Genomic DNA, 13,992 nt, shown 5'->3' on the forward strand with positions numbered 1-13,992 from the left:
AATTTTTGAAGTGCTAAGTGTAGCTACTTATCAACTTTTTCTCTATGATGCGACAATAATTAATTGCGATTAGCATATTTGGTTAATGAGACAAATGAAGCATCAGTTTAAATTTAATCCTTTAGCGACTGCTATTTTGACACTTCTTTGTGGAAGTTCAGTATCCAGCTATGCTGAATCGACAACGCCTGCTTCAGAAGCAGCTGTCTCCAAAGTAAATAACAAACAATTAAATGCAGCGATTAAAGAAAGCTACCCTGGTCAAAACTTTTTTGAACAATACTATATAGACAAAAATGCACCTGAAGCCCAAGTGCGTGACGAAAAGAATGCGAGTAATCGCTATTGTGAAGGGATTTGGGTTACACCATTTAGCACACAGGCAAAAACTGTTGATCCTGAAGAAGCGTCATCTGTGATTACAGCTGATCAAGCCTATTACAATCCCAATGGCGACTCTGTGTTGTCTGGTGATGTCATGATTGATCAATCTGGACGAATGATTCGTGCAGATGAGGTAACCCTTGATAAAACACAGACTTTTGCGAAAGCTAAAGGCAATGTCCAAATGGCACAAGGTGGTATCATTGCACAAAGTGATCAGATTGATTACAACTTAAAAAATGAAACCGGGCAATTAAACAATAGTTTTTATATTGCTGAAGTCACACATGCGCATGGTCATGCAGCAAGAATTGAAAGAACCTCCCCTACAAATATCGTACTTGAAAATGCCAGTTATAGTACCTGTCCACCTGACCAGAAACCAACTTGGAAAATCCAGGCCAATAAAATTGAGCTTGATCAAGAAACTGGGCGTGGTGTTACACGTGGGACCAAGTTGTATGTGAAGGATGTCCCTGTACTTGCTGTTCCCTACTTCAATTTCCCGATTGATGATCGTCGTACCACAGGGATTCTCAGTCCAAGCTTCGGGTTTACCAATGATGGAGGCTTTGAACTTGCAGTTCCCGTTTATTTGAACTTAGCACCTAATTATGATGCAACCATTACTCCTCGACTGATTACCGACCGGGGTCTGATGGCTCAGGGCGAGTTTCGCTATTTAACAGAGAATTTTGGTGCAGGCAGCATTTGGGGAAGTTACTTACCATCAGATCGTGGCTACGATGATGAAGACCGTAAAGATTTGCATTTTTTGCATAAGTGGAATATCGATAAACAGTGGTCTACCAATTTAGAATATAACTACGTTTCTGATAAAGACTTTTTTTCAGACTTAGACAGTAATCCGAACTCACGTACTGAACTGAATCAACGACGTGCTTGGGAACTCAACTATAACCACGGTATTCCTGGTTTAAAAGCTCAATTAAAGGTTGAAGATTTCCAAACCTTAGATAAAACCGTAAAGGATGTTGACAAGCCTTATGCTCGTTTACCGCAGTTCCTGCTGAATTATGTGGGTGGCGACTATCAAGGTTGGGAATACGAATTTAACAACGATACCGCATATTTCAAAAAAGACATTAAAGATGCCGATTACAGCAACCAACCTAGTGGTACACGTTTATACAATCAGTTTGCGACACGTTATAACTTCCGTAATCCATGGTCGTTTGTTATTCCAGAAGTTTCTGTTCGCAGTTTAAATACGTTCTATGACCAAACAACAGTTGATCAATTAAACCTCAACAATCAAAGTCAAGATTCAAAAAACAGATCAGTGGTTGTACCTCAGTTTACTTTGGATACCGGCCTAACCTTTGAAAAGGATGGAAAATTCCTTCAAACCCTTACACCCCGCGCATTCTATGCTTATGCGCCGTATAAAAACCAAACGGGTTATCCAAACTTTGATTCGACCACGGCATCAATCAGCTATGATCAGTTGTTCAGCCCTTATCGTTTTTATGGTCATGACCGACTTGAAGACAACAACTTCTTATCACTCGGGCTAAGCTATAGTCTATTTGATACGGTGGGTCTGGAGCGCTTAAGAGCGAGTATTGGTCAAAGTTATTATTTTGATGACCGTAAAGTTACTTTACTCAACAATACAGATGAGTTGGATAAAGAAAAACATACTGGTCCTGTAATCAGCATTTCCAGTCAGCTTTCGCAAAACTTTACTGTAAGCACCAATTCAGCCTGGATGTCGAATGGTGACAGTGCGCAACACGATATCCAAATGTATTACACGGGTGAAAAAGGCAATTTGTACAACGTTGGATATTTTTATAGAAACAACCTACCAGATCGCCAACGAGAATACGATCAAGCAGTTGCATCATTTATACAACCCGTAAAAGATAACTGGCGTATTATGGGGCATGTTCAATATGACCTTGACAACCATGTTGCACGCGAATATCTATTAGGTGTGAATTATGAATCTTGTTGTTGGGGAATTTCGGTCTATGGTCGTTCTTACTTCAATGATCTAGATGATGTTTCTCTCCCGGATACCAAGCCAAAACGCGCAGTTATGGCTGAAATCACACTCAAAGGACTAGGTGGTTTGAACAACAAGTTAAGTTCATTACTTGAAAATCGTATTTTAGGTTTTGATAAAGCTAATCAATCTTGGACTCATTAATGAAGACGCAAAAATTTAAAGAACTATTTAAAGCATCAACCTTAGCTTTACTCATCTCTACATCGTTATCTGTTTATGCAGCACCTAAAGATCAAATCATTGCCATTGTTGGTTCTACAGCAATTTTAAAAAGTGATTTAGACCAAGGTGTTGCTGAAGCTGCACATAAGTTCCAAGCACAAAAAAAAGAACTTCCTCCACAAACGATCTTGCAACAGCAAGTACTTAATCAGCTCATCATCCATGATGCCCAACTTGAGCAAGTTAAAAAATATGGTTTAAAAGCGGATGAAAAAAGCTTAAATGAAGCTGTTCTTAAAGTCGCTCAACAGTCAGGTTCGAATTCTTTAGAAGCTTTCCAACAGAAACTGGATAGCGTTGCACCTGGAACATACGAATTGTTACGTAATCGTGTTTCAGAAGATTTGTTAATTCAGCGCCTCAGTCAACAGCAAGTGATGTCTCGTATTAAAATTACTGATCTGGATGTTGAAAACTTTTTAAAATCGCCTGAAGGTCAAGCTGCTGTTGGAAGTCAAGCACATGTCCTACATATGCGTATATCTGGCAATGCCCCAGCAGCTGAACTAGAGGCTGTTGCCAAGTCTGTTCGTACTGATTTAAAAGGCACGGATGATGTAAAAAGTTTAGAGAAAAAATTCAGCACAGCGCAAATCAAAGTAGACGGCGCGGACATGGGCTTCCGTCCACTGTCAGAAATTCCAACGGAACTTGCTGCTCGAGTAAGCTCTCTTGAACCAGGGCAAACAACTGAATTAGTCCAAGCCAAAGACGGTATTCATGTTTTAAAACTACTTGAAAAGAAATCAAATGAGCAGAAAGCGCTTGTTCCTCAATTTGAAACTCGTCATATTCTCATTAAAACCTCAGAAGTCGTTAGCCCTGAAAATGCCAAGCAAATGATTGAGAGTATCTATAATCGTCTCAAAGCAGGTGAAGATTTTGCAACACTTGCATCAACATATTCGAACGATCCAGGTTCAGCACGTGATGGTGGTAGCCTAGGCTGGGTAAGTCCCGGTATGATGGTTCCTGAATTTGATAAAATGATGCAAAGCGCAACAGTCAATGAAATCAGTAAACCATTCGAAACCCAGTTTGGTTGGCATATTTTGCAAGTTACTGGCAAGCGTCAGCAGGACATGACTTCAGAATATCAGAAACGCATGGCTCGCCAGATTTTAGGTGAACGCCAGTTTGAATCTGAATATGACAGCTGGTTACGGGAGTTACGCGCTAATACTTATATTGAAATTAAAGATCCTAGTTTAGATCCAAAGAAAAATGAGAATTAACCGTTAAATAGGAACCAGTGCCGAGCACTGGTTTTTTATTGGATTAAAAACAATACCGAGAGATTCGACTCTACGGGCCAGAACATGTTTGCTAATCATAAAGCCTCTTTCTTTGGGCTACCGCCAATCATCGTTATTGCTTAAAATCATCATCCTCATTTTAGATTCTTATCATATCAATATAAATGTGTATCTGAATGTCTTCAATCTGGACTGTTTTCCACCAATCCTTTAACTCTTTTTGGCTACTTCAATATCTTCAAAAATTTTCTAAATTGTTTTTGCCATTTCTGCACTCATTCAACAAATCTTATACTTTAAGACCACATAAAGCTGCTCTGACTTTTTAATTTTTACATTACATATAAGCTGATTATTGTGAATCCCTAAAAGTATTGTTCCTGATTTTATTTAGCTAAATCAAAGTACAAGATTAATTTGTATTTTTAGTATCAATAAAGGTTATTAAAGTTTTCTCTTTAATCAACAATATTGACCTAAAATCCACATAAAATTAAAAAGAATAAACAAAGAAAAACCGCAATATGATCAAACATATTACGGTTTCTCATGAATCAAGAGACTTTTAAAACAGTCTCCTTCATTCAATTAATTTCTACATTTAGAAATTAACGATTATTTTCATCTTCTTGTGAATCTTCAAATTTACCTTCGCCACCAAAGTCAGAACCTTGACCGCCGAAGCCACCTTGACCACCGAAGCCGCCTTGACCACCGAAGCCACCTTGTTGACCACCGAAGCCGCCTTGACCACCGAAGCCGCCTTGACCGCCGAAGCCACCTTGACCACCAAAGCCACCTTGACCACCGAAACCACCTTGGCTACCGAAACCACCCGCTTGACCACCGAAACCACCAGCTTGACCACCGAAACCACCAGCAGCGCCTTGAGCACCAGCAGGAGCACCAGCAGGACGTGGGTTACGTGCAGGTACGACAGTAGAAATCGCATGCTTATAAACCATTTGGCTTACAGTATTTTTCAACAACACAACATACTGGTCAAAAGATTCAATGTGACCCTGTAATTTGATACCGTTTACAAGAAAGATAGAAACCGGAATGCGTTCTTTACGGAGAGAATTTAAGAACGGATCTTGTAAAGTTTGACCTTTAGACATTTTATACTCCAAAAAAAATTTTAAATCAGCGCAAAAACTGCCTTTATTTTTCAATTAAAATTTATAAAAAAGGCAGTTGTTAAATTTTGCTTTATCCGTATAAGTTTCGCAAGTCTTCTTGAGCCTGCTTTATCGTGAAATAAGTTTGAAAAGAGTGTAATTCTTGCAAAGAACGTAACCAAGTGTATTGACGTTTGGCTAATTGTCGTGTCGCAAAAAGCGCTTTATCCTTCATTTCCTGCATTTTTTCTTGACTCAAATCACTGTTTTTTAAAAAATCTATCGCTTGACGGTAACCAACCGAGCGTGCTGAGGGTAAATTTTCATCGAGATCGTATTTTTTCATAAGGTATTCGACTTCATTTAAAAAACCGATTTCCCACATTTTTTCCAATCGCAACTCGATACGTTTATGTAATTCTACTCTGTCAGGAACCAAAGCATAATTATAAAAATTGTAACGATAAGGTTGCTTTTTAGGCTGTTCTGCCTGTAATTGTGTAATTGGGCGACCAGTAATCTTGTAAACTTCTAAAGCACGGATAATTCGTTGTTTATCGCTGACTTTAAATTTTTCGGCAGCCAATGTATCTACGGATTTTAATTCATCATAAACTGCTTGCCAGCCTTCAGTTTCGCCTTTGAATTCAATCGCAGCCCGAATCTCATAATCAGCACTAGGTAAATTACTGGAAAGTCCTTCAAGTAATGCCTTGAAATAGAGCATTGTTCCGCCTACCAAGATTGGTGTTTTCCCTTTTGCATGAATATCATCAATCAAACGGCTTGCATCTTCAACAAACTCAGCCGCAGAATAAACTTCCAAAGGTGTAATAATATCAATTAAATGATGCGGATAACGCTCCTGCTCCGCTTGAGTTGGCTTTGCTGTACCAATATCCATCTCTTGATACACCAGTGCTGAATCCACAGAAATTAACTCATAATCTCCCTGTTCGTATAATTCACATGCCAAAGCGGTTTTTCCACTTGCAGTTGGCCCCATTAAATTGATCACGGGCAATTGATTCGACATGTAAAACTACTCTCCTCGAGCAAATAATTTATCAAGTTGTGAAAGTGGGAATGCTCGCCACGTTGGTCGACCATGATTACATTGACTGGCAAATTCTGTTTGTTCCATCTGGCGCAATAAAGCATTCATTTCTGAGAGGCTTAGCATGCGGTGTGCCCTTACTGCACCATGACAAGCCATACCTGCCAAAATTTGATCCCGTTTTTGTTGAAGTGCCTGTGCTTCATCATTTGGATCCAGATCATTAAGCAACTCAGGAACCAGAGCTTCAAAGTCAGCTTTATGCAAAATAGCAGGTACTCCACGGACAATAACCTGATCATCCCCGTATTGGTCTATTTCCAGACCCAGACGCTCCAGTTGCGGCTTCAAATCATCGACACGTGTGGCTTGCATGCGTGTAATTGAGATAACTTTAGGAATAAGCAATTGCTGAGAAGTCCAAAACTCAGGTTTGTCCCATGCAGATTTCATTTGTTGCAAAAGAATACGTTCATGCGCTGCATGCATATCAACGATAATTAACCCTTCTGTATTTTGAGCAAGAATATAAATGCCATGTAATTGTGCAATCGCAATGCCTAAAGGATATTCATCAATCTGCGATTGGTTAGACTTATTGATAATTTGCTGTACAGACTGGTCATATGAGGCTTGATCTGCGAGTTGTTGATCCTGTTCGGCAATGTCATCATTTTCACGAAGCGGTGCCAGATAACGCTTCAAGGCATTGTTCAACTGCTGTGATCCATAATACTGCTGTTGAGGTTGATTTGCAGCATAATGCACTGTTTGTGGCTGTGCATGGCTAAAATCCGTCAAACCGTCGTTCTGCATAATCCCGGAATCTGGCTCATTTAAACTATTTCCATACCCCTGCGGCTGATTAATCGTATCTGAAGCTGCACGATCACGATGAAGTTGAAACTGCTCTTGATAACGCGGTTGAGGTTGTTGCCAGTGATTTTGTTGAGATTCCTCTTGTTTCATTGCTGTAGACAATTCTGCTGTCGCAGTTTGGAATTTTGACAAAGTTTCTTTAGCAAAATGGCGTACGAACTCATGCACTTCGCGCTGGTTTAAAAAACGAATTTCATGTTTAGTGGGGTGAACATTGACATCGATATTTTCAGGGTCAACTTCTAAAAAAAGCAAATATGCAGCATGTTGATGTCCATGGAGAATCCCATCGTATGCCATGCGTAACGCATGTGAAATGGTTTTATCTTTAACAATACGTCCATTTACATACACATATTGCAAATCAGCTTGGGCACGTGCATCTGATGGATGTCCCAGCCAACCTGATAAACGCATATTAATACTGTCAGCATCAATCCAATAAGCATTTTCAGTAAATTGACGCCCCAATAATTGCTGTACACGTTGAAATCTCAACTCGCCACTGTCGGCAATTGGTAAATTCAAACGAATATTATCGTTGTGTTCCAATACAAAACGTATGTCAAAATGGGTCAACGCCATTCGACGGACAATTTCTTCAATATGCCCAAACTCAGTACCTGGCTTTTTTAAGAATTTACGGCGTGCCGGTACATTGAAAAATAAATCCTGAATACGAATATGGGTGCCTTGTTGTGCTGCAACAGCTTGTATATCCTGATGATCAAATGCGGTACCATTGACTTCTAGCTGATAACCTACCCCAGAATCATCTTGGCTGCTGGTTAAGGTTAAACGAGAAACAGCAGCAATCGATGCCAGCGCTTCGCCGCGAAACCCCAGACTCACAATTGCATGTAAATCTTCAGCAGATTGAATTTTACTGGTGGCATGTCGTGTTACGGAAAGCGCTAAATCCTCAGGATGAATTCCTCGACCATTGTCAATAATTTCAATGAGCGTACTGCCACCATTCGCAACACGAACAATCAATTCAGTCGCACCCGCATCAATTGAGTTTTCGACTAATTCTTTCACCACAGAAGATGGGCGTTCGATTACCTCACCTGCTGCAATTTGGTTTGCCAATGCTGGGTTCAGAGTTTGGATACGTCTTAAAGTAATATCTTCACGCTGCATTCACTTCACCTGATCATTATTAAAAATAAAGTTTTTGTAATTGGGATTTATCTGGTTAAAAGCGCATTAACGCTTCAACCAACTCAGAAGATGTACTATCTATACTTACTTCACGTACAGTTTCATCAGCTGTTTTTAAAATAGTGATCACATGATCAGCTTTTGGAATTTCATCTCCGCCTTTCGATGGCCACTCAAACAAGAATAATGCATCTGTTTGGTCTAGATAATCACGTATTCCCATCAACTCTAATTCATAAGGATCATTTAAACGATACAAGTCAAAATGAAATACATCCTTACCTTGAATGTGATAAGGCTCCACCAAAGTATAGGTTGGACTTTTAACTGCACCTTGATGTCCTAAACTCTGCAACCAGTAGCGCGTTAATGTTGTTTTGCCTGCACCAAGATCACCGATAAGATAAATTACGCCTTTTGCAATATGCTGCGCCAGTTTTTGCGCCAACTTTTGAGTATCTTGCTCATGACTTAGACTTAATTTAGAAGAATACTGCATAACGCTCACAACATGATTCAAACCAGACAATATGATAGCATTGCACGACTTTAAAACCTATGTTGCATTGTTGAGAAAAGATGCTTTGACATATTTGGTCTGAGTTCAATATCAACAGCAATCTTAATGACATTCATTATCACCATGAAACAGCACGATTCTTTTTCAACATTTCAACCACCGATGAGAGATGGTGTAACAGCTTCTAAAATATATCTACCCAAATTAGAAAAATTACCCCAAAGCCTATTTGTTTTTTTATGTGAGCACTTTTCACATATTAGCGCCAATGAATGGAAACAGCGTTTTGATGATCAGTTAATTTTGGATATGCATGGTCGGAAACTATGCATAGAGCATCCTTATACCGAGAATACCCATATTTATTATTATCGTTTTCTCAACCACGAAATTCAGGTGCCGTTTCAAGAAAAGATTCTTTATGAAAATGATGATCTGCTGGTGGTTGATAAACCCCATTTTCTGACCATCAGCCCATCGGGGCAATATATTCAAGAAACACTTTTGGTCCGTCTAAAGAAAAAGACCAATAATCCAGACTTGACTCCTATACATCGCTTAGACCGTGAAACAGCGGGAGTTGTATTATTCTCCAAACGTCCACAAACTCGCGGTATTTACCAACAAATGTTTGCTGATCGTCATGTAAAAAAGACCTACCATGCCATTGCAGCTTATGATCCCGGGCTCAGTTTCCCGTGTCAGGTTGCATTAAGAATGGAGAAAGGTGAGCCTTTCTACACCATGAAAGTGACTGAAGGCAAAATCAATTCACAGACTGAAATTCATCTTCTCGAACATGATCAGATGTGGGCAAAATATTTATTACAACCGGTCACAGGAAAACAGCACCAATTACGTGTGCATCTCAATTGGCTTAAATTACCCATTAAAAATGATCCCTTCTATCCAACTGTAGTGCATAAAGATCTGCATGACTTCTCACGACCTCTACAACTTTTAGCTCAAAAAATTGAGTTTGTTGATCCCATTACACAGCAGGCGTTATGTTTTTGTTCTGCCTATGAATTGACACTGTAATGTTGACGTAATGACAAATATGGGACTTTTTGATGATTAAAGATTGAATTTCCGAAAGCTTTGATTAAAATAGACATTCAAACTTAAATTTTGTTTGGTTAACATTCATGAGAAAAACCGAAGTTTATCAAGTACGCCTTGATTCACAAGAAAAAAAACTTGCTTTTGCCGTTTTTAAACAATTAGGCATTACTCCTGCTCAAGCAGTTCGACTTTTTTTTAAGCAAGTCGTAATTACCAAATCGATTCCATTTGCAATTGAAAACCAAAATATCAATATGGACCAGATATTAAAATTAAGGAAACTCAAGCAAGAACAACAGAATGGACAGACCAGCACTACCATTGAATTAAGTGATGATGACGAAGATTTGTTTGCAGAGTTAAATGCAATTCTGGGAGAAAGTGACAAAAATTAACAGTGTCGCATTTTTAAACAATTAATTAACTTTACTTTTCTATTTTTTAGTTATGCTCTTTTGCAAAGATAAAAATCATTGCAAGGAGTATATAAATGATCGTGAGACGCGCGACCAAAGAAGATTTAGATCAACTTGCTGTTTTATTTGATGAATATCGTCAATTTTATGGTGCATCTTCTAATCTTAAACAATCTCTTGATTTTCTTAAACAACGTTTTGAGAATAAGGAAAGTGTTATCTTCATCCATGTAAAAGACGATGTTTTTACGGGTTTTGTCCTCCTCTATCAAGGTTTTACATCTGTATCCTGTTCTAAATACTATATTTTAGATGATGTGTATGTCACGCCAGTGTTTCGTCGGCAAGGCTCTGCCAAACAGCTGATTGATACTGCAATTCTATTTGCAAGACATGAAGATGCACAGCGTATTAGTTTAGAAACACAAAAAAACAATTACCATTCCCATCAATTGTATGAACAAATGGGTTTTGTTAAAGACAACGAGTTTCAAACCTACCACTGTTTCTTGAAATAATTTTGACATCCACTGTAATAAATATTATTTGTGGATTATTTGCCGATCCAACTAGACTTTAAATTTCGATTTAAAAATATATCTATTTTTCAATACATTAATCAATGATGAAGATGATAATACACTAGACCTATATTTAAACCTGATAAGCTGTGAATCCTCAGTTAGGCTTCGATGATCATCATTAGACTCCAGATATATTGTCTGATTTATTTTTTGCAGCCTCTACTTGAGCCTCATTCAGATAAAGCCATTCCCCCTCAGGCAATTGACTGAGTACTAATTGCCCGACCTGCACACGATGTAAACGTTCAACTTTGTTACCCACTGCAGCGAGCATTCGTTTCACTTGATGATAAACACCTTGATGTACTGTAACTTTTAACTCATGTTCTGCAAGACGCTGCACATTTGTTGCAGCAAAGAGTCCTTTTTCATTACGCAGTTCAACGCCCTGTTCAAGCTGCTGAATTTGATCATCAGTAATCGGGTCAGCTGTGTGTATCTGATAAACTTTAGGCACATGCTTTTTAGGATGCGTCAAGGCTTGTAAAAACTGACCGTTATCAGTGAAAAGTAATAAGCCCGTGGTATCCTGATCTAAACGCCCTACACTTTGTAGACCACGATTCATCAACACATCATCAAACAAGTCAAAAACGCTGAAATGATGCGTAGATTGATGTGAACACTCATAATTTTGCGGCTTGTTTAAAGCAATATAAACGTTTTCCCGATATTGAAACGTTTGCTGATACACCGAAAATTCTAAATGATCTAAATCAAGTTTAAACTTTGGATCAGTAATAACCTCGTTTTGAATTTGTATTGCACCATTCTTGATTAAGTGCTGGCAATGCTTTCGAGAGCCAAAACCTTGTGATTGCAACATTTTTTCCAAAAACATAAATCAATACCTTAAAAATTCACGACACAGTTTAAAGCATCGTGAAGCCAAACCCAATCAAGATTCACTTTTTTCAGCATTCTCAACCACTCATGCATAGAAATTAACCACCAAATACGAATGATTTATGGGCTGCTACTCCAGCCATTGCACCATCAGCAACAGAAAATGCAACTGAACCACCTGAACGGGTGATGTCACCACATGCATAGATGTTGTTTAAATTGGTTTGCTTGAATGTATTGGTCGAGAGTGCTTCACCATACTCATTGCTGTCAATATTCAAACCTAATCTCCTTACCCAAGGAGATTGAATTCTCATAAAAGTCGAGATAAATAACCCATCCAACTGAGTTTGATCACCATTTTCAAATTTTAATTCACAGTGATTTTGAATTTTGGCTATTTTGCGCGTATCCAATTTCACATGACGCTGTTTTAACTGATCTCGTAGAGCTGGTTCGATTGCATCAATGAGAACTATACCATTGAGAAATAATGTTGTATTCCCCCAATCAGGCAACATCAATGCCATATGGAGAGAATGAGTACCTGAATACAGCACTCCAATTTGACCAAGATTTAATTCATAACCATCACAGTAAGGACAATGGAAAATGCTCTTTCCCCATCGCTCGGCCAAGCCGTCAATTTGGGGTAATTCATCCTTTACGCCTGTTGCAATAATAATTTTTTCGGTCTGAAATGTTGTGTAATTGTTATTTTCAGCTTCTGTAAAAACCTCATAATGATTGATCCTGACCTGAACGTCGATAACAGATGCATTCAACCAAACAATGCTTGAATATTTCTCTAACTGATGCTTGGCATTCGCTATGATGGAGGCAGGTTCATGTCCATCCTGCGCGAGGAAATTGTGAGAGTGCGTTGCAAAACGGTTCCTACGCAAACCTGCATCTACCACCAACACATTTTTTCTGGCTCTTGCCAAGGGTAAAGCCGCAGATAAACCCGCAAAACTCCCGCCAATAATAATCACATCATATTTCATGTTTATAAGCCTATATGTAACTTTTAAAGTTACTATATTTCTTTATTTTTAAAATTGCAACTTCTGATGTTACAATTAAAAGTAAATTGACGAGTACGATGACCATGCGTAAAGACAGCAAACTTTCTCGGATGTTACATGTGTTATTACATATGGCACGTGAAAAAAGACCATTCACATCAGAACAGATTGCAGGAATGCTCGACACCAATCCAGTGGTGGTAAGACGTACCATGTCAGGGCTAAAAAAAGCAGGATTTGTACATGCCGATAAAGGTCCCGGCGGGGGGTGGACATTGATCCAGAATTTAAATGAAATTTCGTTATACGATATTTATCAGGCTGTCGGTAAACCAACAATTTTTGCTATGGGCAATGAACAAGAAACCCCAAACTGCCTTGTCGAACGTGTAGTAAACAATGCATTAAATCAAGCAATGTTTGAAGCACAAAACATTTTAATACAGCAACTTAAATCGACAAATCTAGCCAGACTGGCGCAAGATTTTGAGTATGAATGGGATTTAATGGAAACTAAACCGTCTCATGCTTCACTTCATTGATTTTTTTATTGAGCATTTTAATACCAATAAACAGCTGTCTCCACTCCATGCTTCCATTGTTTTTAGTATAATGCTGTGTTGGAATGAATTGTAAATGATGAATATTGATGAGCCTGTCTAGTCTAGATTTAAATTTAATTGTGCTTCTTGTTTTATTGGCTTGTGGTATTTTCAGTCACAACACAGCAGTGACTATTGCTGCTGGCATATTAATTGTCTTCCGCATCACACCATTAAGTGAGTTTTTCCCTTTATTACAAACTCACGGTCTGGAGGTTGGAATTATCATTTTAACAATTGGTGTGCTTACCCCGATTGCCAGTGGAAAAATTCCAGGCGATGTCATTCTTAAATCATTTATGCACTGGAAATCACTAGTTGCCATTGCAATTGGATTGTTGGTCGCATGGTTAGGCGGGCGTGGTGTTTCTTTAATGACCAGCCAACCGAATGTCGTAGCAGGTTTACTGATTGGTACAGTAGCAGGAGTAGCATTACTTCGAGGTGTTCCTGTGGGTCCACTGATTGCAGCCGGCATTTTATCGTTATTGATTGGTAAATCCTAAAACCATCAAACAGAAATACTTAATAAATTTAAAAAACATCCCATCCTTACCAGCTTTAGATTACTCAGCATGTCTATCGGCACCGTTAAGATCAGGAAAAATCAATAGAACTGATCTGCTCATAAAGTTTCTTAAATTGGTCAAGTTAAAACTTTGACGTTTTTAATAAAATAATGATGCTTTTGTACTCTCCTGATGAATTACAATACCACCCACCCATATCCATGAAAAATCTTAAATAAAATTATAAACATAACAACAATCTTACACAGTGTGAACAGTACAAAAATGCAATCTTAATGTTGAT

13 protein-coding genes are annotated in these 13,992 nt (G+C 38.5%); 7 read left to right on the forward strand and 6 right to left on the reverse strand.

Features of this window, described 5'->3' with window-relative positions; genetic code table 11:
* The first annotated feature begins 94 nt into the window (after positions 1 to 94).
* Both IMO47_RS03665 and IMO47_RS03670 read left to right on the forward strand, forming a co-directional pair.
* Positions 95 to 2,560, forward strand: coding sequence for an LPS-assembly protein LptD (locus tag IMO47_RS03665; RefSeq protein ID WP_196074896.1), 2,466 nt, complete (start codon positions 95 to 97; stop codon positions 2,558 to 2,560).
* The gene (locus IMO47_RS03670; RefSeq protein WP_196074895.1) at positions 2,560 to 3,876 is read left to right on the forward strand and encodes a peptidylprolyl isomerase; all 1,317 of its coding nucleotides are present in this window, start codon (positions 2,560 to 2,562) and stop codon (positions 3,874 to 3,876) included. Before IMO47_RS03665 ends, IMO47_RS03670 begins: the two co-directional genes overlap by 1 nt.
* 629 nt (positions 3,877 to 4,505) lie before the next feature.
* On the opposite strand, the gene hfq is transcribed toward IMO47_RS03670, so the two are convergent.
* The 4 genes from hfq to tsaE form a co-directional block, all read right to left on the reverse strand.
* Positions 4,506 to 5,018: an RNA chaperone Hfq gene (gene hfq / locus IMO47_RS03675; protein WP_005029289.1), complete on the reverse strand. Its 513-nt coding sequence runs from the start codon at positions 5,016 to 5,018 to the stop codon at positions 4,506 to 4,508.
* Between the two features lie 91 nt (positions 5,019 to 5,109).
* Positions 5,110 to 6,054, reverse strand: a complete 945-nt coding sequence (miaA, locus tag IMO47_RS03680; protein WP_196075440.1) for a tRNA (adenosine(37)-N6)-dimethylallyltransferase MiaA — start codon at positions 6,052 to 6,054, stop codon at positions 5,110 to 5,112.
* 6 nt (positions 6,055 to 6,060) lie between these two features.
* The gene (gene mutL, locus IMO47_RS03685) at positions 6,061 to 8,097 is read right to left on the reverse strand and encodes a DNA mismatch repair endonuclease MutL (RefSeq protein WP_196075441.1); all 2,037 of its coding nucleotides are present in this window, start codon (positions 8,095 to 8,097) and stop codon (positions 6,061 to 6,063) included.
* Positions 8,098 to 8,152: 55 nt separating this feature from the next.
* Positions 8,153 to 8,617, reverse strand: coding sequence for a tRNA (adenosine(37)-N6)-threonylcarbamoyltransferase complex ATPase subunit type 1 TsaE (tsaE, locus tag IMO47_RS03690; protein WP_196075442.1), 465 nt, complete (start codon positions 8,615 to 8,617; stop codon positions 8,153 to 8,155).
* A 126-nt stretch (positions 8,618 to 8,743) separates the two neighbouring features.
* On the opposite strand from tsaE, the gene IMO47_RS03695 reads away from it, so the two are divergent.
* The 3 genes from IMO47_RS03695 (at position 8,744) to IMO47_RS03705 (ending at position 10,637) form a co-directional block, all read left to right on the forward strand.
* Positions 8,744 to 9,679, forward strand: a complete 936-nt coding sequence (locus tag IMO47_RS03695) for a pseudouridine synthase (RefSeq protein WP_196075443.1) — start codon at positions 8,744 to 8,746, stop codon at positions 9,677 to 9,679.
* Positions 9,680 to 9,786: 107 nt separating this feature from the next.
* Positions 9,787 to 10,098, forward strand: coding sequence for a type II toxin-antitoxin system RelB/DinJ family antitoxin (locus tag IMO47_RS03700; protein WP_196075444.1), 312 nt, complete (start codon positions 9,787 to 9,789; stop codon positions 10,096 to 10,098).
* Positions 10,099 to 10,193: 95 nt separating this feature from the next.
* The gene (locus IMO47_RS03705) at positions 10,194 to 10,637 is read left to right on the forward strand and encodes a GNAT family N-acetyltransferase (protein ID WP_196075445.1); all 444 of its coding nucleotides are present in this window, start codon (positions 10,194 to 10,196) and stop codon (positions 10,635 to 10,637) included.
* 184 nt (positions 10,638 to 10,821) lie between these two features.
* On the opposite strand, the gene IMO47_RS03710 is transcribed toward IMO47_RS03705, so the two are convergent.
* On the reverse strand, positions 10,822 to 11,544 hold the full coding sequence (locus IMO47_RS03710) for a 16S rRNA pseudouridine(516) synthase (RefSeq protein WP_196075446.1): 723 nt from the start codon (positions 11,542 to 11,544) through the stop codon (positions 10,822 to 10,824).
* A gap of 103 nt (positions 11,545 to 11,647) precedes the next feature.
* Positions 11,648 to 12,556, reverse strand: coding sequence for an NAD(P)/FAD-dependent oxidoreductase (locus tag IMO47_RS03715; protein WP_196075447.1), 909 nt, complete (start codon positions 12,554 to 12,556; stop codon positions 11,648 to 11,650).
* A 104-nt stretch (positions 12,557 to 12,660) separates the two neighbouring features.
* Here IMO47_RS03715 and IMO47_RS03720 point away from each other — a divergent pair, with 104 nt between their 5' ends.
* Together IMO47_RS03720 and IMO47_RS03725 are read left to right on the forward strand one after the other, a co-directional pair.
* Complete coding sequence (locus tag IMO47_RS03720) at positions 12,661 to 13,119, forward strand: Rrf2 family transcriptional regulator (RefSeq protein ID WP_196075455.1); 459 nt, start codon at positions 12,661 to 12,663, stop codon at positions 13,117 to 13,119.
* Between the two features lie 107 nt (positions 13,120 to 13,226).
* Positions 13,227 to 13,685, forward strand: coding sequence for a DUF441 domain-containing protein (locus IMO47_RS03725; RefSeq protein WP_196075448.1), 459 nt, complete (start codon positions 13,227 to 13,229; stop codon positions 13,683 to 13,685).
* Positions 13,686 to 13,992 lie beyond the last annotated feature (307 nt).

The organism is Acinetobacter sp. Res13-Abat-PEC15-P4-01, from assembly GCF_015676285.1.
GTDB lineage: Bacteria > Pseudomonadota > Gammaproteobacteria > Pseudomonadales > Moraxellaceae > Acinetobacter > Acinetobacter nematophilus.

What these genes read in the sequence shown, in the direction of transcription:
- IMO47_RS03665 (WP_196074896.1), top strand. Translation starts at nt 95, where the DNA reads ATGAAGCATCAGTTTAAATTTAATCCTTTAGCGACTGCTATTTTGACA.
- IMO47_RS03670 (WP_196074895.1), top strand. Translation starts at nt 2,560, where the DNA reads ATGAAGACGCAAAAATTTAAAGAACTATTTAAAGCATCAACCTTAGCT.
- hfq (WP_005029289.1), bottom strand. Translation starts at nt 5,018, where the DNA reads ATGTCTAAAGGTCAAACTTTACAAGATCCGTTCTTAAATTCTCTCCGT.
- miaA (WP_196075440.1), bottom strand. Translation starts at nt 6,054, where the DNA reads ATGTCGAATCAATTGCCCGTGATCAATTTAATGGGGCCAACTGCAAGT.
- mutL (WP_196075441.1), bottom strand. Translation starts at nt 8,097, where the DNA reads ATGCAGCGTGAAGATATTACTTTAAGACGTATCCAAACTCTGAACCCA.
- tsaE (WP_196075442.1), bottom strand. Translation starts at nt 8,617, where the DNA reads ATGCAGTATTCTTCTAAATTAAGTCTAAGTCATGAGCAAGATACTCAA.
- IMO47_RS03695 (WP_196075443.1), top strand. Translation starts at nt 8,744, where the DNA reads ATGACATTCATTATCACCATGAAACAGCACGATTCTTTTTCAACATTT.
- IMO47_RS03700 (WP_196075444.1), top strand. Translation starts at nt 9,787, where the DNA reads ATGAGAAAAACCGAAGTTTATCAAGTACGCCTTGATTCACAAGAAAAA.
- IMO47_RS03705 (WP_196075445.1), top strand. Translation starts at nt 10,194, where the DNA reads ATGATCGTGAGACGCGCGACCAAAGAAGATTTAGATCAACTTGCTGTT.
- IMO47_RS03710 (WP_196075446.1), bottom strand. Translation starts at nt 11,544, where the DNA reads ATGTTTTTGGAAAAAATGTTGCAATCACAAGGTTTTGGCTCTCGAAAG.
- IMO47_RS03715 (WP_196075447.1), bottom strand. Translation starts at nt 12,556, where the DNA reads ATGAAATATGATGTGATTATTATTGGCGGGAGTTTTGCGGGTTTATCT.
- IMO47_RS03720 (WP_196075455.1), top strand. Translation starts at nt 12,661, where the DNA reads ATGCGTAAAGACAGCAAACTTTCTCGGATGTTACATGTGTTATTACAT.
- IMO47_RS03725 (WP_196075448.1), top strand. Translation starts at nt 13,227, where the DNA reads ATGAGCCTGTCTAGTCTAGATTTAAATTTAATTGTGCTTCTTGTTTTA.